At 72.4% G+C, this 18207-nt stretch carries 12 protein-coding genes; 2 read left to right on the top strand and 10 right to left on the bottom strand.

The window, feature by feature from the left end; translation table 11 throughout:
- Positions 1 to 93 precede the first annotated feature (93 nt).
- From ACIA8Q_RS30775 to ACIA8Q_RS30735, 9 genes are all read right to left on the bottom strand, one after another.
- Positions 94 to 720 (bottom strand): hypothetical protein, encoded by a 627-nt coding sequence (locus ACIA8Q_RS30775; RefSeq protein WP_396318047.1) that lies wholly within the window; start codon positions 718 to 720, stop codon positions 94 to 96.
- Complete coding sequence (locus ACIA8Q_RS30770; RefSeq protein ID WP_396318046.1) at positions 717 to 3272, bottom strand: tyrosine-type recombinase/integrase; 2556 nt, start codon at positions 3270 to 3272, stop codon at positions 717 to 719. Before ACIA8Q_RS30770 ends, ACIA8Q_RS30775 begins: the two co-directional genes overlap by 4 nt.
- Positions 3269 to 4423: a tyrosine-type recombinase/integrase gene (locus ACIA8Q_RS30765; RefSeq protein WP_396318045.1), complete on the bottom strand. Its 1155-nt coding sequence runs from the start codon at positions 4421 to 4423 to the stop codon at positions 3269 to 3271. Before ACIA8Q_RS30765 ends, ACIA8Q_RS30770 begins: the two co-directional genes overlap by 4 nt.
- Before the next feature lie 171 nt (positions 4424 to 4594).
- Positions 4595 to 5842: a DEAD/DEAH box helicase family protein gene (locus ACIA8Q_RS30760; protein WP_396318044.1), complete on the bottom strand. Its 1248-nt coding sequence runs from the start codon at positions 5840 to 5842 to the stop codon at positions 4595 to 4597.
- A gap of 94 nt (positions 5843 to 5936) precedes the next feature.
- Positions 5937 to 6488 (bottom strand): hypothetical protein, encoded by a 552-nt coding sequence (locus ACIA8Q_RS30755; protein WP_396318043.1) that lies wholly within the window; start codon positions 6486 to 6488, stop codon positions 5937 to 5939.
- Between the two features lie 38 nt (positions 6489 to 6526).
- A complete protein-coding gene (locus ACIA8Q_RS30750) occupies positions 6527 to 7228 on the bottom strand; it encodes a helix-turn-helix domain containing protein (RefSeq protein WP_387903180.1) in 702 nt (233 codons plus the stop codon).
- On the bottom strand, positions 7225 to 9474 hold the full coding sequence (locus ACIA8Q_RS30745) for a hypothetical protein (protein WP_396318042.1): 2250 nt from the start codon (positions 9472 to 9474) through the stop codon (positions 7225 to 7227). The genes ACIA8Q_RS30750 and ACIA8Q_RS30745 overlap by 4 nt, the downstream gene beginning before the upstream one ends.
- A 7-nt stretch (positions 9475 to 9481) precedes the next feature.
- The gene (locus ACIA8Q_RS30740; RefSeq protein ID WP_360213413.1) at positions 9482 to 9811 is read right to left on the bottom strand and encodes a helix-turn-helix transcriptional regulator; all 330 of its coding nucleotides are present in this window, start codon (positions 9809 to 9811) and stop codon (positions 9482 to 9484) included.
- Positions 9812 to 10095: 284 nt separating this feature from the next.
- Positions 10096 to 10824, bottom strand: a complete 729-nt coding sequence (locus tag ACIA8Q_RS30735; RefSeq protein ID WP_396318041.1) for a DUF6215 domain-containing protein — start codon at positions 10822 to 10824, stop codon at positions 10096 to 10098.
- 828 nt (positions 10825 to 11652) lie between these two features.
- Here ACIA8Q_RS30735 and ACIA8Q_RS30730 point away from each other — a divergent pair.
- Positions 11653 to 12186, top strand: coding sequence for a hypothetical protein (locus ACIA8Q_RS30730; protein WP_360213415.1), 534 nt, complete (start codon positions 11653 to 11655; stop codon positions 12184 to 12186).
- Positions 12187 to 12203: 17 nt separating this feature from the next.
- On the opposite strand, the gene ACIA8Q_RS30725 is transcribed toward ACIA8Q_RS30730, so the two are convergent.
- Positions 12204 to 12431 (bottom strand): hypothetical protein, encoded by a 228-nt coding sequence (locus ACIA8Q_RS30725; protein WP_396318040.1) that lies wholly within the window; start codon positions 12429 to 12431, stop codon positions 12204 to 12206.
- Between the two features lie 1098 nt (positions 12432 to 13529).
- Here ACIA8Q_RS30725 and ACIA8Q_RS30720 point away from each other — a divergent pair.
- Positions 13530 to 18200: a hypothetical protein gene (locus tag ACIA8Q_RS30720; RefSeq protein WP_396318039.1), complete on the top strand. Its 4671-nt coding sequence runs from the start codon at positions 13530 to 13532 to the stop codon at positions 18198 to 18200.
- Positions 18201 to 18207 lie beyond the last annotated feature (7 nt).

Raw genomic sequence — 18207 nt, 5'->3', positions numbered from 1 at the left:
TCCTTGCTGAGGGCGAGGTCGGCGGCGAGAGCCCGTGGCGGAGGGGGGTCGGGTTGGTGGTGTTCTGTCGGAGCGCTCGCCTGGCCCGCCCTTTCAGACGTTATCGGACGGGGTGCGGCCGAGGTTTCGTCCGGTTGTGGTGGGAGGCGGGTTCGGGCTGAGGTTCTCGTTGCGGATCATGCGGCGCAGGCTGGTGCGGGCGGCGGCAAGGTCGTTTTCGAGGGTGGTGATCTGCTGCTGGAGGTCGTTGTTGTGGGTAGTGGCTTGCTGGAGTTGGTCGGCGAGTTGGTGGTTGTGGTGGGTGAGTTCGTCGATGCGGGTGGTGAGGTCGTGGGTGGTGAGGGCGTTGAGTTGGCGTCCGAGGTGGTGGCGGACGGCGGTTTGGGCCTGGTCGCGTTCGCGGCGTAGTTGCTTGATCTCTTGGCGGGCGAGTTCGAGTTCGGTGCGCAGGGTGGCTGCGGTGGTCGAGGAGTTGGTAGCCGGGGCGGCCGGGGTGGGGCGGGTGGTTTGGCGGTGCTGGGCGGCTTGGATGTGGGGGCGGATGGTGTCGGTGTAGGTGAGCCAGGTGGAGACGCCAGCGGTGCGGGCGACGGTGGTGTGGGTGACGGGGTGGCCGTCACGTTCCAGGGTGGCGATGGCGTCGAGGGCTCGCTGGCGTTTGTCGGCGCTGATGCGGGCGCGGGCGAGGGCGAGAGGGGCGGGGTTTCCGGTGCGGTTCACTGGCGGCCCGTGGGAGTGCGGTCGATGACGGTCAGGGGTAGGAGGGGGCGGGGGGCGCCTGCTCTGGCCCGGCGCAGAACGGTGCTGGCTTCCTCGAGTTCGGTGCGTTCGTGGGCGGGCATGTCGGCCAGGTATCGGTTCATGCGGGTGACGACCTGCTCGAACGCAGTGATTTGGGCGGTGAGGGCGGTGATGACGAAGTCGGCCGCGTCCATCGCGAGGGCGCTCTCGCGGTCGGCGCGCAGTTCATTGATGTGCTGTTCGATGGCGGGCAGGTAGGAGGGGTCGGGGCGGTAGAAGCCGCAGCCTGCGCACTGGAATCGGATCGGGCAGGAGGCGCCGCCAGCCTTCACGTTGGAGGGCTCGGTGCAGCCGCCGTAGGGGACGGCGACCTGGCGCAGCTCGTAGGCGGCGGTGGAGGTCGGGCTATGGCTGCTGTGTCGGTCGACGACGTGGGCGCTGAGGGTGGTGACGGCGGCCCGTTTCCGTTTGAGGGAAACCTGGTAGTAGCGCTGGGTCATGGCGATGGACTTGTGGTCCATGAGCTCGCGCAGAACGTCGACAGGGGTGCCGGCGTCTGCGTGGCGCTGGGCGTAGGAGTGGCGGAAGGCGTAGGGGTAGATGAGGGTGCGGTCGAAGGGCAGCGGGTTGCCGTGGACGTCGACGCCCTCACCGTGCAGTTGCGGGATGGCGGCGACCCAGGTGCGCAGGGTCTCGCTGATGTAGCCAGGGGACAGGTAGTCGGCGCTGCTCTGCTCGGTGAGGGCGGGGAAGAGGAACCGGTCACCCGACGGGGGCAGGACGAGGTGGTCGCGGCGTTGCTGCCACTCGCGGATGGCCTGGGCTGTCGAGGCGGTGATCGGCAGACGTCGGCGGTACCGGCGGCGTTTGTGGTTGTCCCAGATCAGGGAGGTCTGGCCGCGGTCGACCTCGAGGCAGTTGCGGGACAGTGAGGCGACCTCCAGCGGCCGGCGTCCGGTGTCACGCAGCACGGTGTAGACGGTGCGGTACAGCATGTGGAGGTCGGCGGCGGGGATGTCGCGCCGGCCCGCGACGTTGCCGTGGCCGATCGTGTCGAGGTGGGCGTCGAGCTGGCGGATGACCGACTCGGGGATGGCCTTTCCGATCTCGTCCTCGTTGTCGTCGTCGCGGCCGACGGTGTGGTGGACTGCGTCGCGGCTGAACGTGCCGGCGAGGTCGTCGAGTACGTCGCTGCGGCGGCCGTAGTCGATGAGCTGGAAGAAGCTGCCGGTAAGGGCGTTGCGGTAGCCAGAACTGTAGGGCGTGCCGTCGAGTTTGAGGGCGGTGCGGAAGCCGTCGATGACGGCGCTGACGTCGGCGAAGCGCAGCGCGGCCGGGTCATGGCCGGCTCCGGGTCGCTGCGCGAGAGCGCGGGAGGCGATGGTGGTGGCGCGCAGGGTGCGGTTGAACTCATCGGTGCGGGGCTGCTCGGTGCTGGCCCACAGGCGCAGGACACGGCGCAGCCAGGGCTGGTCGATGACCGGGGCGAGGTCGACAGTGGCGGGGAACTGGCGGCGGGTGCGGCCGTTGGTGGCGCGTAGGCCGATCGCGCGCAGGTCCAGGACGTCCTCGCCGCGGGTGGGGCGGCCGGTGAACTCCTCGAAGCCCGCCCGCAGGGCGGTATGGATTTCGTTGAGGGTGCGCCGGTAGGCGGCGTCCTTGGGTGCCGAGAGCTGGACGGGTTCGTCGGACAGCAGGGTGGCGGCGCCGGCGTGGTCACGGACGAGGGCGCGGATCCGCCCGGGCCCCAGGACCCGGGCCCATCGGTCGACCTGCTGCACCGCGTAGAGGACCTCCCGGCGCACCAGGTCGGCCAGGGGGCCGAGGCTGAACTGGTGGGCGGCGACGTACGGAACCTGGTCCGGCGCCCACGTGGCGATCGGAGTGGGGCGGGTGCGGTTGTCGCGGGTCCACGCCCGTGAATGGAAGCCGCACAGCCCGGAGGCGTTGAAGGACGGGTTGGGGCAGGCCGGCACCAGGCAGGGCACCTCGTCGGTGAACGGGACCGCGACGTGGCTCCACCACTGCTCCTCGTTGCCGCGGCGCCGATGGTAGTGCCAGGTTCCGTAGTGTGTGGAGCACAGGTCACGGCAATGCTTGGGCCGCACGCACCGCACCCCGTCGCGGGTGACGGCGCAGCGGGCGATCACCAGGCCGCGCGGTGCCCGGACGCGCTGGGGAACGTGGGTCGCGGCGAACTCCTGCGCGCCCAGGCCTGATGCCTTGAGGCGGTCCTCGCACATCGCGCAGAAGCTGTTGCGGGCATTGACCACCTGGTCGCAGGCTGCGGTGCGGCAGGTCGACGCGACGGTGCGGGGGTTGTCGAGGCGGCCGGTGAAGAGCCAGCGCTCCTGGTCCCACTCCCCCGCGCGCCACGTCGGGTCGGTGTGCTCGGCGAGCCACGCGGCCCAGGCAGCCGGGTCCGCTCCCTGGGGCAGGACGATCTCGCCCGGCTGCCGGCCAGGTTCCGGTGGCGTTGCGGTCCCTGGGGGCAGCAGGCGCAGGTTCCCGGCGCCGGGCGTCGGCGTCATCGGTTCTCCCGCAGGGCTTGGAGCCGTTCGACCGCGGCACGGGTTTCGGTGTCGTCCACGTGCCGGTAGCGCTCCATCGACAGCGGCGAGACGTGCCCGAGGAGGTACTGCACGACGTCGCGGTCCACGCCGTCGCGTAGCCAGGTGGTCGCGGCGGAGTGGCGCAGCATGTGCGGGCGGCAGGCGTGGCGGGCTGTCCGGGCGAGCCGGTCGAACATCTCCTTGGTGTTGGGGTAGGACATCGCCCGGCCCAGGGGCGGGCGGAGCAGGTTCACGAAGACCATGTCGCCGTCGGCGGCCGCGGCCACGGCGTCGCGTTCGTGTCGGTAGGCGGTGTAGAGCGCCACGAGGTCTGCGGTGACGGGGATGGTGCGGGGTTTGCGCGTCTTGGCCAGCGCGCGGTTGGGGTTGTCAGTACGCCGGTGGACGTGAATGTGGGGGCCTTCGGTGCTGCAGCCGAGCGCGCGGGAGGAGGCCAGCAGGTGCATGTCCTGGCGGCGCAGCCCGAGCGCCTCGCCAATCCGCACTCCCGTGCAGGCCAGCAGCGCGATCAGGAACCGGTCCCGCGCCCTGGGTGCAAGGCCCACCATGTGGGCGATCTGGTCGGGCGTCAGGTCCTCGTAACCGGGGTCGGTGAGCCGGAAGCGGAACGCGGCCGCGTCCACCGTGCGGAACTGGTTGTGCTCCCCCGCGTCGTAGCCGGCCGGGAGATGGACCAGGTACTTCGGCTGCGCGAGCAGAGCGGCGACGTTCGGGTCCGCCCAGCCGTTGGCCACGCAGAACCGCAAGAGTCCGGCAACGGCCGTCATCACCGCGTTCGCCGTGTTCCGCGAGCGCAGCACCGGCCCGTCCGGTCGGCGACGGCCGCGAGGCGGAAGCGGCTCGGTCACCAGCCACCGCTGGAAGCCCGACAGCGACAGGAAACTCGGCGCCCGCCAGTCCAGGCGCCGCTCGGTGCAGTGGTTCAGGTAGAGCGCGACACGGCCCGCATAGGCACGCTCGGTGTTCGGCGACAGCCCCCGCGAGCGCAACGACGCGATGAACGCCGTCGCCTCCACCTGCAGTTCCAGCGTGCCCGTGTCAGCGACCACCCACCTCACCGCCCTGGTGCCCGGATCGACCGCCCGCTCCGCCATGAACCCTGGATCCATGCGCCGCACCGTAGCCACAACAGCCCAACCAGAACGGATCGTTGACCCTGGCGTTCATCCCCGCAGGTGACACCCACAGCAAACGTGCCTCACACACCATCAGCACCCGCTACAGGAGCACATCACTGCAGGTCAGCACCACACCAAACGTCACCTACATCGACACCAGCCCTAGATAACGTCGATGCCTTCCGTCAGGAGTCGGGCGTTGGCGAGGATGCCGCACTCTTCGCCGTCCTCGCCGGTGTGGGCCTTGAACTCGGTGAAGGCGGCGCGGCGGTCGCGCAGGCGGTCGGTGCCGGCGACCGCCTTTGCCCAGATCCGCTCCGGGCGCTCCGCGTCCTCGAGCAGCTCCGCGGCCTCCAGCAGGGTGTTCGCGAACTCCCGCGCGGCGGACACCCGGGAGTGGAAGGTGATGACCCTTCGGAGGCCGAGGTCGGCGACGGCGCGCAGCACCGCGATCTGGAGGGCCAGGCGCAGCAGTTCCTCGTTGGTGCGCTGGGAGCGCAGGTCGGCGACGGCGGGGAGGTTGAGCAGTTCGCGCAGGTCCTCGTCGGTGACGACGGGGACCAGGACCCGGTAGTCGGCGAGGTAGCCGTGCTCGATGCCCTGGCCGAGGGTCCAGGTGAAGCAGGTCTTGCCGTAGATCTCCTCCGAGTCCATGGAGCAGAGCACGGGCAACTTCTCCGCGCCGTCGACGTCGGCGAGGTCGGCCAGGCCGTCCTTCGCGCGCCGGTCGTCCGCGATCCGCGGGGTGGCGGTGAAGTACAGCCGGCGCTTCGCCGGGACCTGGGCGTCGTCGTGGACCGCGGCCCACGCCTTCCCTTCGGCGCCGGCGGTGCGGTGGGCCTCGTCGATGACCACCAGATCCCACGGGGCCAGGCCGAAGTCGCGGTGGGCCTGGACGATGCGCTCCAGCGAGGCGTACGTGGCGTACACGGTGACCGGCTCGCCCGGCTCCCCCGGCTTCTCGGCGGCGACCAGGTCGGCGATCCGCAGGGCCTGCGTGGTGACCTGGGCGTGGACGCGGCCGCCGGCCTCCGCGCTCTCCAGCGCCTCCTCCCGCGAACACGCCGCGACCGCCAGCCCCCGGCGACCGCCCCGCAACGACCAGGCCTCGGCGGTCTGCTCCAGCAGCTCGATCGTCGGCACCAGCACCAGCACCCGGCCCTTCGCCGCCACGCGCCGGGCGCAGCCGGCCGCGATGAGCGTCTTGCCGGAGCCGGTCGCCGCGACCACCGTGGCACGGCCGCCGTCCTTCACCTCGCGCACCGCGGCCGCCACCGCGTCCTTCTGGAACCAGTGCAACGGCAGCGGGTTCACCGCGACGGTGCCGGACGGCTGCGTGGGGACCGGCTGCCCGGATGCGGCGCGGAACGCGGCCCGCGCGTCGGCCTCGGTGGCGGTGGTCGTCTCCACGGCGGTGCTTCTCCTGTTCTTCCTGGATTGGGTGCACGGGGTGGTGCGGGTTCCATCCGGCCGGGGCCGGGCGGTGGTGTGGCGGTCCGGGTCGTCAGGGGTTGTGGCCGTCCCGTACGACCTCTTCGGCTTCTTCCAACGCTTCGAGGACGGGCTTGCGGACACCGGGAGCCGGGTGGGTGGCGTGCCTGTGCAGGAAGTCGATGATCTGCGGTGCGGAGTCGGCGAGCTGGGGGACGAGGAAGCAGACGGCGTCGAACTGGTCGAGGTCGGCCGGGTCGGCGGTGCGCAGGATGTCGGGGACGACGCCCAGGATCCGATCCCGGCAGTACGCGGCGGTGTCGACCGTCCTCCCGTCGACCTCGACGGTCGAGCCGGAGTTCCTGGCGTTGAGGATCTCCTCCAGGATTCTCAGCGCGGCGCTGTTCAGTCGCCCGCCAGCGCGGACGTACCCGGTGATGAAGTCCACGCACGCCGCGGCCGCGGTGTAGAGGTGCCCCTGGTTGGCGACCTCGCAGTACAGGACCGACCGGGCACCGCGGCGTTCGTCGGGACCGCCGGACACCAGCCGCTCCAGATACCGGGGGAGCTCGGAGGCCGGCTGGCTCATGGTCTGCAGAGACGACCAGTCCCACGCCTGCGTCATCACGCGATCGACTCCTTCGTCGAGGCAGAGAGGTGTGCTCACGACTCGGGCACCCAGGCCCGGACTTCGAGGTACTGGATGTCGGCGTCCTCGATGGCGCGGCCGGTCTCCACCAGCCACTCGCGCATCGCGTGGGTGACGTCGCCGTGGTGCTCGGCGACCCGCCTCGACCACTCGGCGGCGTCGAAGCCCCCGGTGCTGGCGGAGCCGTAGGTGCGCTCCTCGGTGCCGTCCGAGCGGGGGATGAACCCGCGGCGGATGCCGCCGGAGTCCTGCTCCGAGCCCGCGCTGTAGACGTACTGGTCGGCCTTCATCCGCACCGTGAAGGCGAGGCGGCCGCCGGCCTGGCCGGTCTCGTGGACCACCGGCGCGAGGTGGGAGGCGCCGGAGCGGATGGCCTGCCTCCCGGCGCGGCCGGCCATCGACCCGCCCGCCTCGCCGACGGTGTCCTTGCCCCGCACCCGGGCCTTCTGGCCGGTCCTGGTCCGGCGGCGGCTGGTGTTCGCCTCGGCGATCCCGGCCAGCGCCTCCGGGTCCCGCTCGCCGCCCCGGACTGCCAGGACCAGCTGGCGCAGCGCGCCGACCATGCTCGCGCCCTTGCCCTTGGTGAAGAACTGCGACACCAGCGAGGTGTCACGGCCCAGCATCCTCGCGACCTTCCGCTTGCTGTAGCCCGCGTCCAGCAGTTCCTGGGTCAACCGGGCGGCCTCGTTCGGGTTCTGCGGATCGGCCGGGCTCACTGGTCAGCCCCCTTCTCGGCGGCGGCGAGCTCGACGCGGCCCAGACCGCGCAGCTTCAGGTACCGCTCCTGGTTGGTCGGGTGCTCCACCGGCCCTGCCAGGTGGCCCTTGAGGAGGTAGTCGCCGGGCTCGCCCCGGTAGGGCCAGGGCTGGCGCTCGGTCAGGGCGATGCCGTCCGTGCCGAAGTAGACGACCGTGCCGGGCTTCGCGTGGAGCGCCCCGGCGTGGCCGATGACGTCCTTGCCCTGGCGGTACTTCATGTCCAGCAGCGCCGCCCGCGCCCCCGACCACACGTAGGCCGCCCACTCCGGGTGGGCGTACGGGTCGCGGGAGAACCCGGCCTGCCGCTGCCAGGTCACCACCTCGTCGCCCTGGCCGAGGATCTCCACCCCGGCCGGGAGCGCCTCACCCAGCGGGGTGGTGCCGGAGACCAGGCGCGGGCGCTGCGCGAAACCGCCCAGGCCGAACAGCAGCACCGAGCGGACCGCGCGGGAGGCGAGGTAGGCCGCCTGCCGCTGGCGCTCGTCCCCGTGGACGCGGGAGAGGTTGGTCAGGTCCGCCCACGCGGCCTTGAGACGCTTGCCCCACTCGTCGAGCGGCTTGCCGTCCTCGAACAGCAGGCCGCCCAGGACCTCGATCCGCCACGGCATCAGGTGGTTGGACAGCGCCAGGTGGACCTCCGCGCCGCCCGCCCACGTCACGAAGGTGGCGCCGGGCGTCGAAGGGTAGACCCAGGCGCGGTCACCGGTGACGGGGGCCGGGAGCAAGCCGACGTGGTTCCACCCGGCCGGGACCGTGACCCGCACATTCCAGTGCGAGCAGGACATCATGGCCTTGACCTGCTCGGCCTCGGTCATCGCGGCGAACGCGGCGGCGGTGATCCGGCGCGGGGTGCCGACCGGGCTCTTCCACAGGTGCTTGGCGTAGGCGAACGTGCGGTCGTACTCCACCAAGGCGGGCAGCCGCTCGGGGACGCGGGGCGGCAGGATCAGCTCGGTACGGCCCTGCCCGCCGGTCGCGTGCAGCAGGCCCCGCAGCTCCTCGGACAGCACCGGGTAACCGCCCGCCCACTTGCCGGTGGTCGGGATGGTGCGCGACCACAGGTCCCGGCCCGTCTGCGACGGCGAACCCATCAGGACCGCGTCGTCCCAGTGCCGGCGCAGCGCCTGCCACAGCAGCGTGAACGCCTGGCGGCAGGTGACGACATCGGCGCCGTCCGGGTCGAACCACTCCCCCATGGAGCGGATCTCGGTGCTGCCGCTGTCCGGCGCGGTGGCGGGCGCGTAGCGGCCGACCGGCTGGCGCTGGTGGACGAAGTGCCCGGCGAGCTTGTCCCGACCCGAGCCCACGGCGGTGGTCCACCGCTCGCTCGGAGTGTTGAGCCAGGCCGCGACCGCGTCCTTGAGCGTGGAGTACCGCTCGGCGCCGTCGTGCCACGGGGCGCCGGCGGTGATGTAGACCCGCTCCGTGCCCGGCGCGGTCGCCAGCACCGCGTCCAGGATCTCCCCGGGCGTGCGGGCACCGAGGTCGAGCCGCACGGTACGGTCGCGCACCGCCAGGTCGCCGGTCGCGGCGTCCAGGAACACCGTGGCGCGGGCCTGCTGGACGAAGTTCGGGCGCTTGGAGACCAGGCCCGTGGTGACAGCCTCGAACCGGGCACCGGCCAGGCCCTCCGGGAGGGTGGGCAGCTCACGCGGCCCGGCCTCGACCACCGGACGCGCCGCGGCAGCAACCGGAGCGACCGAAGCGGCCGGGACGACCGGCGCAGCGGCGGCGGCGGGAGCAGCAGGGGCGGGCTGCTCGACGACGGCCTGGTCCTCGGCCTCGGTCGGCACCTCGGTCACCGGGGCAGCCGGGGCCGGCTGCTCGACGACGCCGGCCGGGCGGGTCAGCGCCGGAGCGACCGCAGCTGCGGGCTCGGCGACCGGCTCGGCCACGGACGCCGGGGCGGGCGCGGCGACGGCGGCGGCCTGGTCGGCGGCCTTGGCGGCGCGGACGGCGGCCGGGGTCGGGTCCAGCAGCGGGGCGATCCGCACGACGTCGCCGACCGACAGCCCGGAGGCCTTCGCGACCGCCGGCGCCTGGGCGCCCTCGTACCCCGCCAGCCCGGCCACCCGACGCGCACGCTGCTGGTTGAGCTTGTCCAGCTCCTTCTGCGCGGCAGCGACCGCCTTCTCCGCGGCCGTGATCTCGGTGCGCAGCTCACGCAGACCGGCGAGCTCGGCGGTGTACGTCTTGCGGTCCATCAGGGTGTCACTTCCCTTCCGTGGTCTCGGTGCCGGCCTCGAGGGGACGGGCCTGACGGGCGAGGGTGAGCCAGCCGTCCGGGCCCTGGACGCCGTGGATCTCGGCCAGGCCCGCGAGCAGGAAGGCGTACGCGCCCCGCCTCGGCGCCCGCGGCTGTGCCGTCCCGGCCTCCCACTTCGCGAACGTCTCCCGCCGGGTATCCAGGGCCGCGGCCACCTCGACCTGCGTCAGGCCCGCGGCCTTGCGCAGCCGCTCCCGCTCGACCGGCTCCGGCAGGTCACCGCCGTCCCGGGCCTTGGCCAGCAGCGCGTCCACCGCCGCGAAAATCTCAGACATCACATACCTCCCAGCAAAGAAGATATCGCAGAAGCACTCTCTAAATGCAACATTATTCATCACATAAACGTCGCATTTGTGACCACACAACGAGCTCACAGTGCCCGGCCGGGCAGGACCATGACCACTGGCTTCGGCGCCGTTGTCCTCTGACAGGTGACCTTGACCGATTGCCACATGATCTTGACCGCCGGTCGGTGACTGGGCGGCGGTGCGCCATGGTGGCGTGATGGCGCATCTGCAACGCGATGGTCACTGCCCGAAGGATGCCCGGGGGCTGGTGTTCACTGCGATGCGGCGGAGGCCGAACGTGACGGGTCCGAGGGTGTGGCGACCCAGCCCGGGAGGGTGGGCATCACGGCTTCGGCGACCTGGTGCAGGAGCGCGTCGTCGACGGGCTCGCCGTTGGTGCGGAAGATGGCGATCTCGAAGGCCCGGCCGCCCGGGCCCTTGGGGTCCTGCGCGACGACGAGGCGCCGGACCGGGGCGCCTGAGCCGGGGCTGGTCTTGTCGTCCTCGCTGGCCGGAGAGGGCGTGGCACCGGGGAGGTCATGCACGAAGAGGGTTTGCGGGCTGCCGCCTGCCCCGAGGGTCACGGTGCTGGTGGTGTAGGTCAGGGCGCCGTGGCCGAGCACGGTGGTGGGCCGGGGATGGAACTCCGGCATGCCCGCGATGTCCTCGACGGTGACGGAACTGTCCGTCAGGGCAACGACGCTCAGGCCTACGTGCACCTCTGCCACGGCGTCGGGGCCGAAGGCGAGCGGAGCCGGACCCGCGGCCGAAACCTGGCCCTGCGGCGTGCCGAGCAAGGCCGGCAGATCGGGGCGGTTGAGGGCGGCGCACAGTGCAGCGTAGCTGGGCGGGTCCGCGGGCCGGGCTGCGGCACATGCGGCCGACGGCTGGTCCTGCCCGGGTCGGTCGGCCATTGCCCATATGCCGATTCCGATGGCGGCCAGCAGCATTGCACCCGCCTTGGCGGCGTTGTTCCTGCTGGACTTGCGTGCTGCCGGCAACGGCACTCCTCTTCGATGCGGCTCGAACGCCGAGGCAGGAGCACGGCACGCCGAGAAGATCATAAGACTCCCCTCCGTGGGCGTCGCCTGCGTCCACACAGGCTCACCCCTCGCCCCCGCCCCGGGAAGCCAACACCACCAGTCAAGATCACCTGTCAACCGGTCAAGATCGCGTGGCACAGGACAGCCGTTCCCGTGTCCGGGCGGGGCGGCATTCGCAGGGCGTGACGACGACCGCCCCCACCTCCGCACCGGGCCCGACGGCCGCTATCCCGCGTACCGCGGGCGCACCTGCCAGCCCCCTAGACAAGGGCTGGGATGACCGCCGCTGGTCGCGCGACGGACCGGAGGACGAGCCCGAGTTCCGCCGGCCCCTTCAAGACCAACCCCTGCTGCTGGTCACCGAAGCTCGGGTTCCACCGCGCCCGCACCCCACACATCCCGGAGCGTCTGACCAGGCTGACCAACGGCACGTTCGACCACGCAGGCCCGCTCGGCGGCCGTCCCGGGCGCGGCAGCGCAGCACCAGGGCAGCCGACGCGGCAGAGCCGGATGACGGCAGGACGGACGGAGCGGGTGCAGGCCAGGATGCGGCCTGGGCGGGAGACCGGCCGACCTGGGCGGTACTCCCAGGTGGTCTCCTCCTTCGGGACCTGGCCGCAGTCGGCCCGGGCCAGGGTCCGCATCGGCTCCCGGTGTCCTGGCGCGCCTTCGTCTCGCGGGCCCTCCGGCACAGGTCGTAGGCGTCCCATCCGGGGCTGCCGCATCGCGTTTGTGCCGGGTTCGGTGTCCCCGCCATGATGTGCCCTCGCGAACAAAGGAACGAACGTGAACGTCCAGGTGGAGTACGACGCAGCACCTGAGGAGCTCGCCGCCGCGGTGAGAGCCAACTTCCCCGCACCGGCTGTGCGCTGGGCGGTCGCCGGCGCCTGGTTGCTGCTCTCGCTGCTCTGCCTCGCAGCGGGCGGTGTCCTCTTCGCGGTCGCCGCGCTCATCGCCTGCCTGATCCAGGTCCAGAACATCGCAGTGGTTGCCAAGAAGCTCGCTGCTCGTGCCGCCCAGCGCCAGGCGGGTCCCACATCGGTCGCGATGACCGATCAGGAGGCCGTCATCCGTACGGCGTCCGGGGAGCTGAGGTTCCCGTGGACGTCGGTCACCCGAGCCACGGACACTCCCCTGGCCTGGTCGGTCCTGGTGAAGAGGCCGAGCGGAGCCCCCGTGTCCGCGACCATCCTCAAGACGGCCTTCACCGACGCTCAGGCCGCCGACGTCACGGCCGCGCTCACGCGGCTGACCAAGACCAAGGTCAAGGTGCGCAGGTCGAGTGCCCCCGGCGTCGCCCCCGGAGTCCCGGCCCGGTAGCAGGAAGCCCTTCCCTGTCAGGTCACACCCGCCGCCCCTTCGCCGAGTAGAGCGTCGCGTGCAGCGTCCGGTCCCACGGCGGAGTGCCCTGGCAGCCGTGTGGTGACGGGCCGGGGGCGGCGTACCTCCTGGGTGTACTCCCCCAGCTTGCGCAGCCGCTCCCGCTCCGCCGGCACGGGCAGGTCGTCCACCGGACGCGGCCGCGCCGGCAACGCGTCGACCGACGCGAACAGGTCGTCAGTCACAACCTCACCCCCACGCTGCACACCACAGCTCGAAAGTCACCCTGGATCGCACATTGCAGCGCACATTCGGGGATCGGGGTGCGCGAGCTGCCGAGCGGCGCCGGCTGCGCGGCAGGCGACGCCGGGACGGGTTCTCCGTCGTGGGTGTCGCCTGCCGCGGGTCGCGTCAGTGGGCCGGTGCGCACTCCAGGGCCCTGATGGTCGAGCCGTTCTCGTGCTTGCGCACGTGCATCTGTGTGGGAATGCGGCGGCGCAGGTCCGCGACGTGGCTGACAACTCCGACAGCCCGGCTGTGGGAGCGCAGTTCCCTGCACGGTTGTTACGAGGCGCGGTTGTCGCGAGGCGCGGTTGTCGCGAGGTCGGTCGCAGCGACATTGCCGCAGGTGGCGAGCGGTCGTCCCCGCCGCGCGGTGAAGCCTTCGGTGTGGGTCAGTACGCCTGACCGATCGGACGGGGGTGCTGCGCGTCCCCGCTGTCCACGGTGTCATCGCGGTATCCGCCCGTACAGGTGGTGCAGGGGTTGCCGGTGGTGAGCACGGTGGCGCCCGGGGCGCGGGAAGCGAGACCATGCTCTTGCCCGGCGGACGGCCGAGAGGACGCGGTGCCGGGCTGCCGGGGAAAGGGCCTTCGCGCAGATCAGGGCCGTATGCGAGACCTCCGAGAGGAACCGCTGGGGGTGCGGCCCGGAGCGCACCACAGCCGGAGAAGATCATCTGTTCTATTTCTGCGGGCCTCGGACCCCGCGAAATGTCAGTGCCGGCGTGTAGGTACCGGCGCGACGTACCGGGTCCGGGGAGGGCCGACTGCTGCCATCGGCACCCCGGCCGCCCGCCTGACGCGTCCGTTGGCGGTCCGCGCGTCATCGCGGGACGCTGGAACTGCGGCCCTGTGCCGCGACGACTCCAGCCGGACCGGCGGCCGTTCAGGAGTCTGCGGGCTCCACCGTACGGTCGCGGCCCGACACGGCCCCGAAGGGGCAGCTGCCGCAGGAGGCCCGGCACCACCTGCGTAGCCGCGCGGAGACCGGCCCCGGAACTGCTGCGCGCGGACGCCACCACCTCCGACACGCACTGCAGCGCGCGTAGAGGGGCTACCGTCATGCCCGACACCGACCTGCTCAGCCTGCTGATCGCGCACACCGGGGATCTGCGGCCCGGCCCGGACACCACGCCCGCAGAACTGACGGACCTGCGGCGCGCCCTGCTCGACGGCGCGCCCGGCGGCCCGTCTCCGGCCTCCGGAACCGCTCCGACCGTGGACGGCGCCCTCCGCGCCGAACTGGACTACCTGATCGCCCGGCACGCCTCGGCGCCACGGCCGCCCGGCCCCGCGCCCCGCCTGATCCGCCGCGAGACGTTCGCCCCGGGCCTGGACCCGTCCGCCCCGGGCAGGGCGGTGGCCCAGCGGCCGGCCCGCACCTTCGGCCCCTTCCTCGACGGCGCGGACCGCCGGGTCTGGTTCGACCTGTTCCAGCCGCACTCCTGGCTGACCGTCCACCGGGGTGCGGCCGGCCCGCCGATCCTCGCGCTGCCGCCGGCGAGCGAGGGGGTGCCCGGCCTGGGGCAGTTCGACCTGCCGGGCGGCACGGTCTGGATCGCCGTCGACCAGCTCGTCGGCTCGGCCCCGGGCGACGGCTGGGCGGGCCTGCGGATCAAGAGCGGCACCCTCCACGTCGGCGCCGCGCCGCAGCTCTCCGACGGGCGGCTGACGGTGCCGCCCTCCGTGGACCTGCGGCTGACCCTCACGCCCGATCCCCCGGCCGGGTCCGGACCAGGCACCGGGCCGGGCGCCGAGGCCGCAGGCACCACGGCGGGCTTCCCCGTGGAGGTGGTCCTCCTGCTCCAGCCGTCCGCCGGGTCCGTCAGCAGCCCCGATGCCTCCCTCACCGTCTACGGCAGCTCCTTCGCCCTGCGGGCGAACGCGCAGCCACCCGCCTACGACCAGGGCTCCAGCCGGTTGCTGATCCCGTTCACCCCCACGCCCGACCGGCTCACCATCACCCGGACCCGGGCCGACCTGTTCACTCCGTCCGGCACGGCGGCGGTCGCCCGCGCGGCCTGGGCACTGCCCGTGGTCAGATCGGCCCCCGAGGGACTCGGCGAGGCGGCCGGCACCGGCGCGCTGCTGCTCTCCGTGAGCGACGGGCTGACCGCGAGGTGGCCCGGCCTCGACGGGGGGCCGGCCGTCCTGGGCCCCGTCGACGTCCTGGCCCACGGGCAGTCGCTGTCCGTGGTCTGCACACGGGCCGCCGCCTGCCGGGCCCGCCAGGAGTTCCGGCTGTGGCGGGAGTCCGAACCCGACGTCCGCTCCTCGGTCGAGATCCGCTTCCCCCACGAGTTCCCCCTGGACTACGAGAGCGTGCTCCCCGCCGGAGACCTGCTGATGACCGCGGGCACCGCCCGTACCCGGCTGGACCGGCCGCGTACTGCCGCGGGCGAGCCCATCGACACTCCGCTGAAGGCGGCGTGCATGCTGGGCCAACAGCCCGGCAGAGTCGGGCTCCTACTCACCGCGGTACCCGACCGACCCCGGCCTGCGGACCGGACGGCGCTGTCCCTGGCGAACGTGCTGCTGTCCACCACCCCGCCGTCCCGCCTGACCGTCGCCGGGCCGCTGGCCGCACCCGACCGGCTGGACTCCGGCACACTCACGCTGGACTTCGGGCTGCTCCACGTCCTGCCCATGCTCCCCGACCCCTACGCCGCGAACTTCACCGTCCTCACGGACCGTGAACCGCCCGCCGAAGCGGTGACGGTGCAGGCCAGGGTCGCCTGGTCCGACCCGGCGACCCCCGACCTGACGATCGGCCTCGGCACCGACGACGCCTTGCCGCCCGACCTGGTCCCGCCACCGGGACCGGTGTTCGGCTTCCGTCCCTCCGACCATCCCGCCCAGCCCCCCACGCCCGCGCAGCAGGCACTGGACTGGCTCCTCACCGTCTTCGACGAGCTCGGCCCGTCCACCGGCCTGACCCTGCTCGACCTCTCCTCGAACTCCGACCAACTGGGCGTCAGCATCCCGCTGAGCGCCGCCGCCCGGCTCCCGGTCACGGTCAAGGACCTGATGCTCAACACCGCCGCCGGCAACGCCCGGATCTTCCTGCTGCCCCAGTTCCACTGGGAGACGGTGCACAACCTGACCAACCCCATGACCGGCGACGTCGACGGGCCGCTGCGCTCCGGCGACGACGGCCTCCCCGCCCTGGTCCTGGCCGACTCCGTCGCGCTCGTCCCGTTCGTGCCGGTCCCGCTGGCCGAGGAGGTCGTCCGCGGCTACCGGCAGGACGCCGCCGGCGTGAGCGCGCTGTTCACACTGCCCTTCGGCCTGATCGCCCTGGCCATGCTCGATCCACACGACCGCCGGTACCGCAAGCCGCCCGAACTCGACCTGCGGAGCCCCGATTTCACCGCACCGAGCGGCCAGCCGGCCGACCGGATGACCGGCGCGCGCCAGCTGAGCCTGCGGGCCGGAGTGAGCGCCGGCACCGACGACGCTCCCGCGGTGGTCCCCCCGGTCCCCCTGCTGGGCGGCGCCACCAGGCAACTGGAGAACCTCACGCCCGGGTCGTCCGTCGGCTCCGTCCTCGGCCTGCTCGCCGGCGACTTCGACGCGCTCTTCCGGACCGAGGTACCGCTGAACCGGATCGAACTCGGCGGCTACGGCGCCAACGTGTTCAGCCGCTGGGTGAACGACTCCACGTCCGCCGTGACGATCACGCAGGTCGCCTTCGACGCCTTCCACGGCCGGACGGCCTTCGAGCGCGTGCAGTTCACCACGGTCCTCTGGCCCTGCCAGGCGACGCTGGTACGCACCATCACGCTCGAACGCCGCGGCAGCGCGGCCGTGGTCCGCTTCGACAGCGGCTGGCTGGCCAGCACACCCGGGCTCTTCCACCACCCCAAGGCTCCCGGCATCACCTTCCACCCGGGCGTCGTACGGGGCCTGTTCGACATCCGCGAGATCCGGGACACCTCGCTGTACGTGGACCTCGACGGCGCCGCCGGCGCGCCCGGTCCCCGCCTCCAGGCGGTCTACTTCGACGCCGACGTCGAGATCGACGGTCTCACGGCCGGGGGCGCGAACGGCCGGATCCCGGCCCACCGCCACCTGGGCTTCGTCCAGCGGATCCCGCTCTCCGAGCAGGTCTCCAGCAGTGGCGTCGGCGCACTGACGCCCGGCCAGCTCCAGCAGCTGTTCACCCTGCAGGGACCGCTCGGCGGCCCGGTGGACTGCACCATCCGGATCGGCGACTCGCTGCACCTGATGCGCGTCACCGGAGTCCACGCCGACAGCGCCGACCCCGCCTCCCGGCAGTTCGCCGTCGCCGTCCACGGCACGCCCGCGCTCCCCGCGCCCGGCCAGTGGAGCGTGGTGCGGGTCGAACCGGACCAGACCGTCGCCCCGGTGGACGCCCAGCGGGGTGTGCCGCTGATCCGCCGGGGCGAGGCCACGGCCACCGGAGCCGACCCGTACCCCTTCCGGTTCGCCGACCCCGCCCATCTCTTCAACGACCACCCGGACGACTACTACGCCCTGCTGTTCGCGAGCGAGACCCAGCGGATCCTCTACCCACGGCCGAAGATCGACACCGGAACGGCGGAGATCACCAGCGTCGACACACCCCGGCTGGCCGATCCGTACGCCCTGCTGCGCACCGGCGGGCTCTTCCCACCGCCGACGACGGACGCCGTCCCCTTCGACCCGAACGACCCTCCGCAGGCGTTCCCACTCACGCTGGACGCCGGACGGCTGCGGTTCACCGGGGGCACGGTCTCCTTCCCCGCCGCGGTGGACCAACTCCTGGTGAACGCCGACTCGTGGACGGCGCGCACGCAGTACGCCTCGTCCACGGTGCGGGTCGAGTCCGACAAGGACTGGCGGATCGTGCAGCAGCAGGTCGAACAGCACCTACGGTTCGAGCCGCTCGGCGAGATCCTCACCATCGTCCACGACATCGACTCGCCGACCGCCGGCTCGACGGACTTCCCCACGCCCGCAGTCGAGCTGGCCGGCCCGCTGCAGCCGGTGGCCGAAGTGATGAACCTGCTCAACAGCCTGGTGCCGAGCCACGGAACACCGGGACTGCCCGGCCCGCTGCAGGTCTCGCTCACCCGCGACGGCACCGCCGTACGCCTCACCGCCGTCGCGGACTTCGCGGTGGCCGACCCGGACGGACAGCCGGTCGAGTGCGGGTTCGGCAAGCTGCTCGGCCACCTCAAGGTCGGCGCCGACATCGCCGCCGACCTGGTGGCCGCGAAGAGCGGAGGATCGGTCTTCCTGGAGATCACCGGCAGCTACCAGCAACAGATCTTCCCCGCGGTCTACGGCGGCGGGCTGCTGCGCTTCAAGATCGGCGCGGATCAGACCGGCGCCACCACCGTCGAGTTGGACGCCTGCGCAGTCGGCTCGGTCGGCGGCACGCTCATCCCCGGCCTGATCGACCTCGAAGCCGGCGTCAAGTACGGCTACTTCATCGGACGGGCCGGCGACCGCTTCCAGCCGGGCATCGTGCTCGGCATGGACGGCCGCGCCACGCTGCTGTCCGGGCTGCTCGGGTTCAGCTTCTCCGTGGACGGCCACCTCGACGTCGACCGCGTCGACGTCCGGGAGATCTCGGTCAGGCTGCACGGCGACATCCTGGTCGCCGGCACCGTCACCGCGGCGTGGTTGGTGAAGGCCCGCAAGTCCTTCCACACCGCCTTCGACGTCACCGTCGACTGGCAACTCGTCGCGGGCGCCGCCAAGGCCGGGCTGATCCCCGTGCCCTGAGACCAGC

Source organism: Kitasatospora sp. NPDC051705 (assembly GCF_044453265.1).
In the GTDB taxonomy this organism is placed as follows: Bacteria; Actinomycetota; Actinomycetes; order Streptomycetales; family Streptomycetaceae; genus Kitasatospora.
The sequence above is the reverse complement of the archived record's forward strand: the minus strand, read 5'-3'. Positions and strand labels throughout refer to the sequence as shown.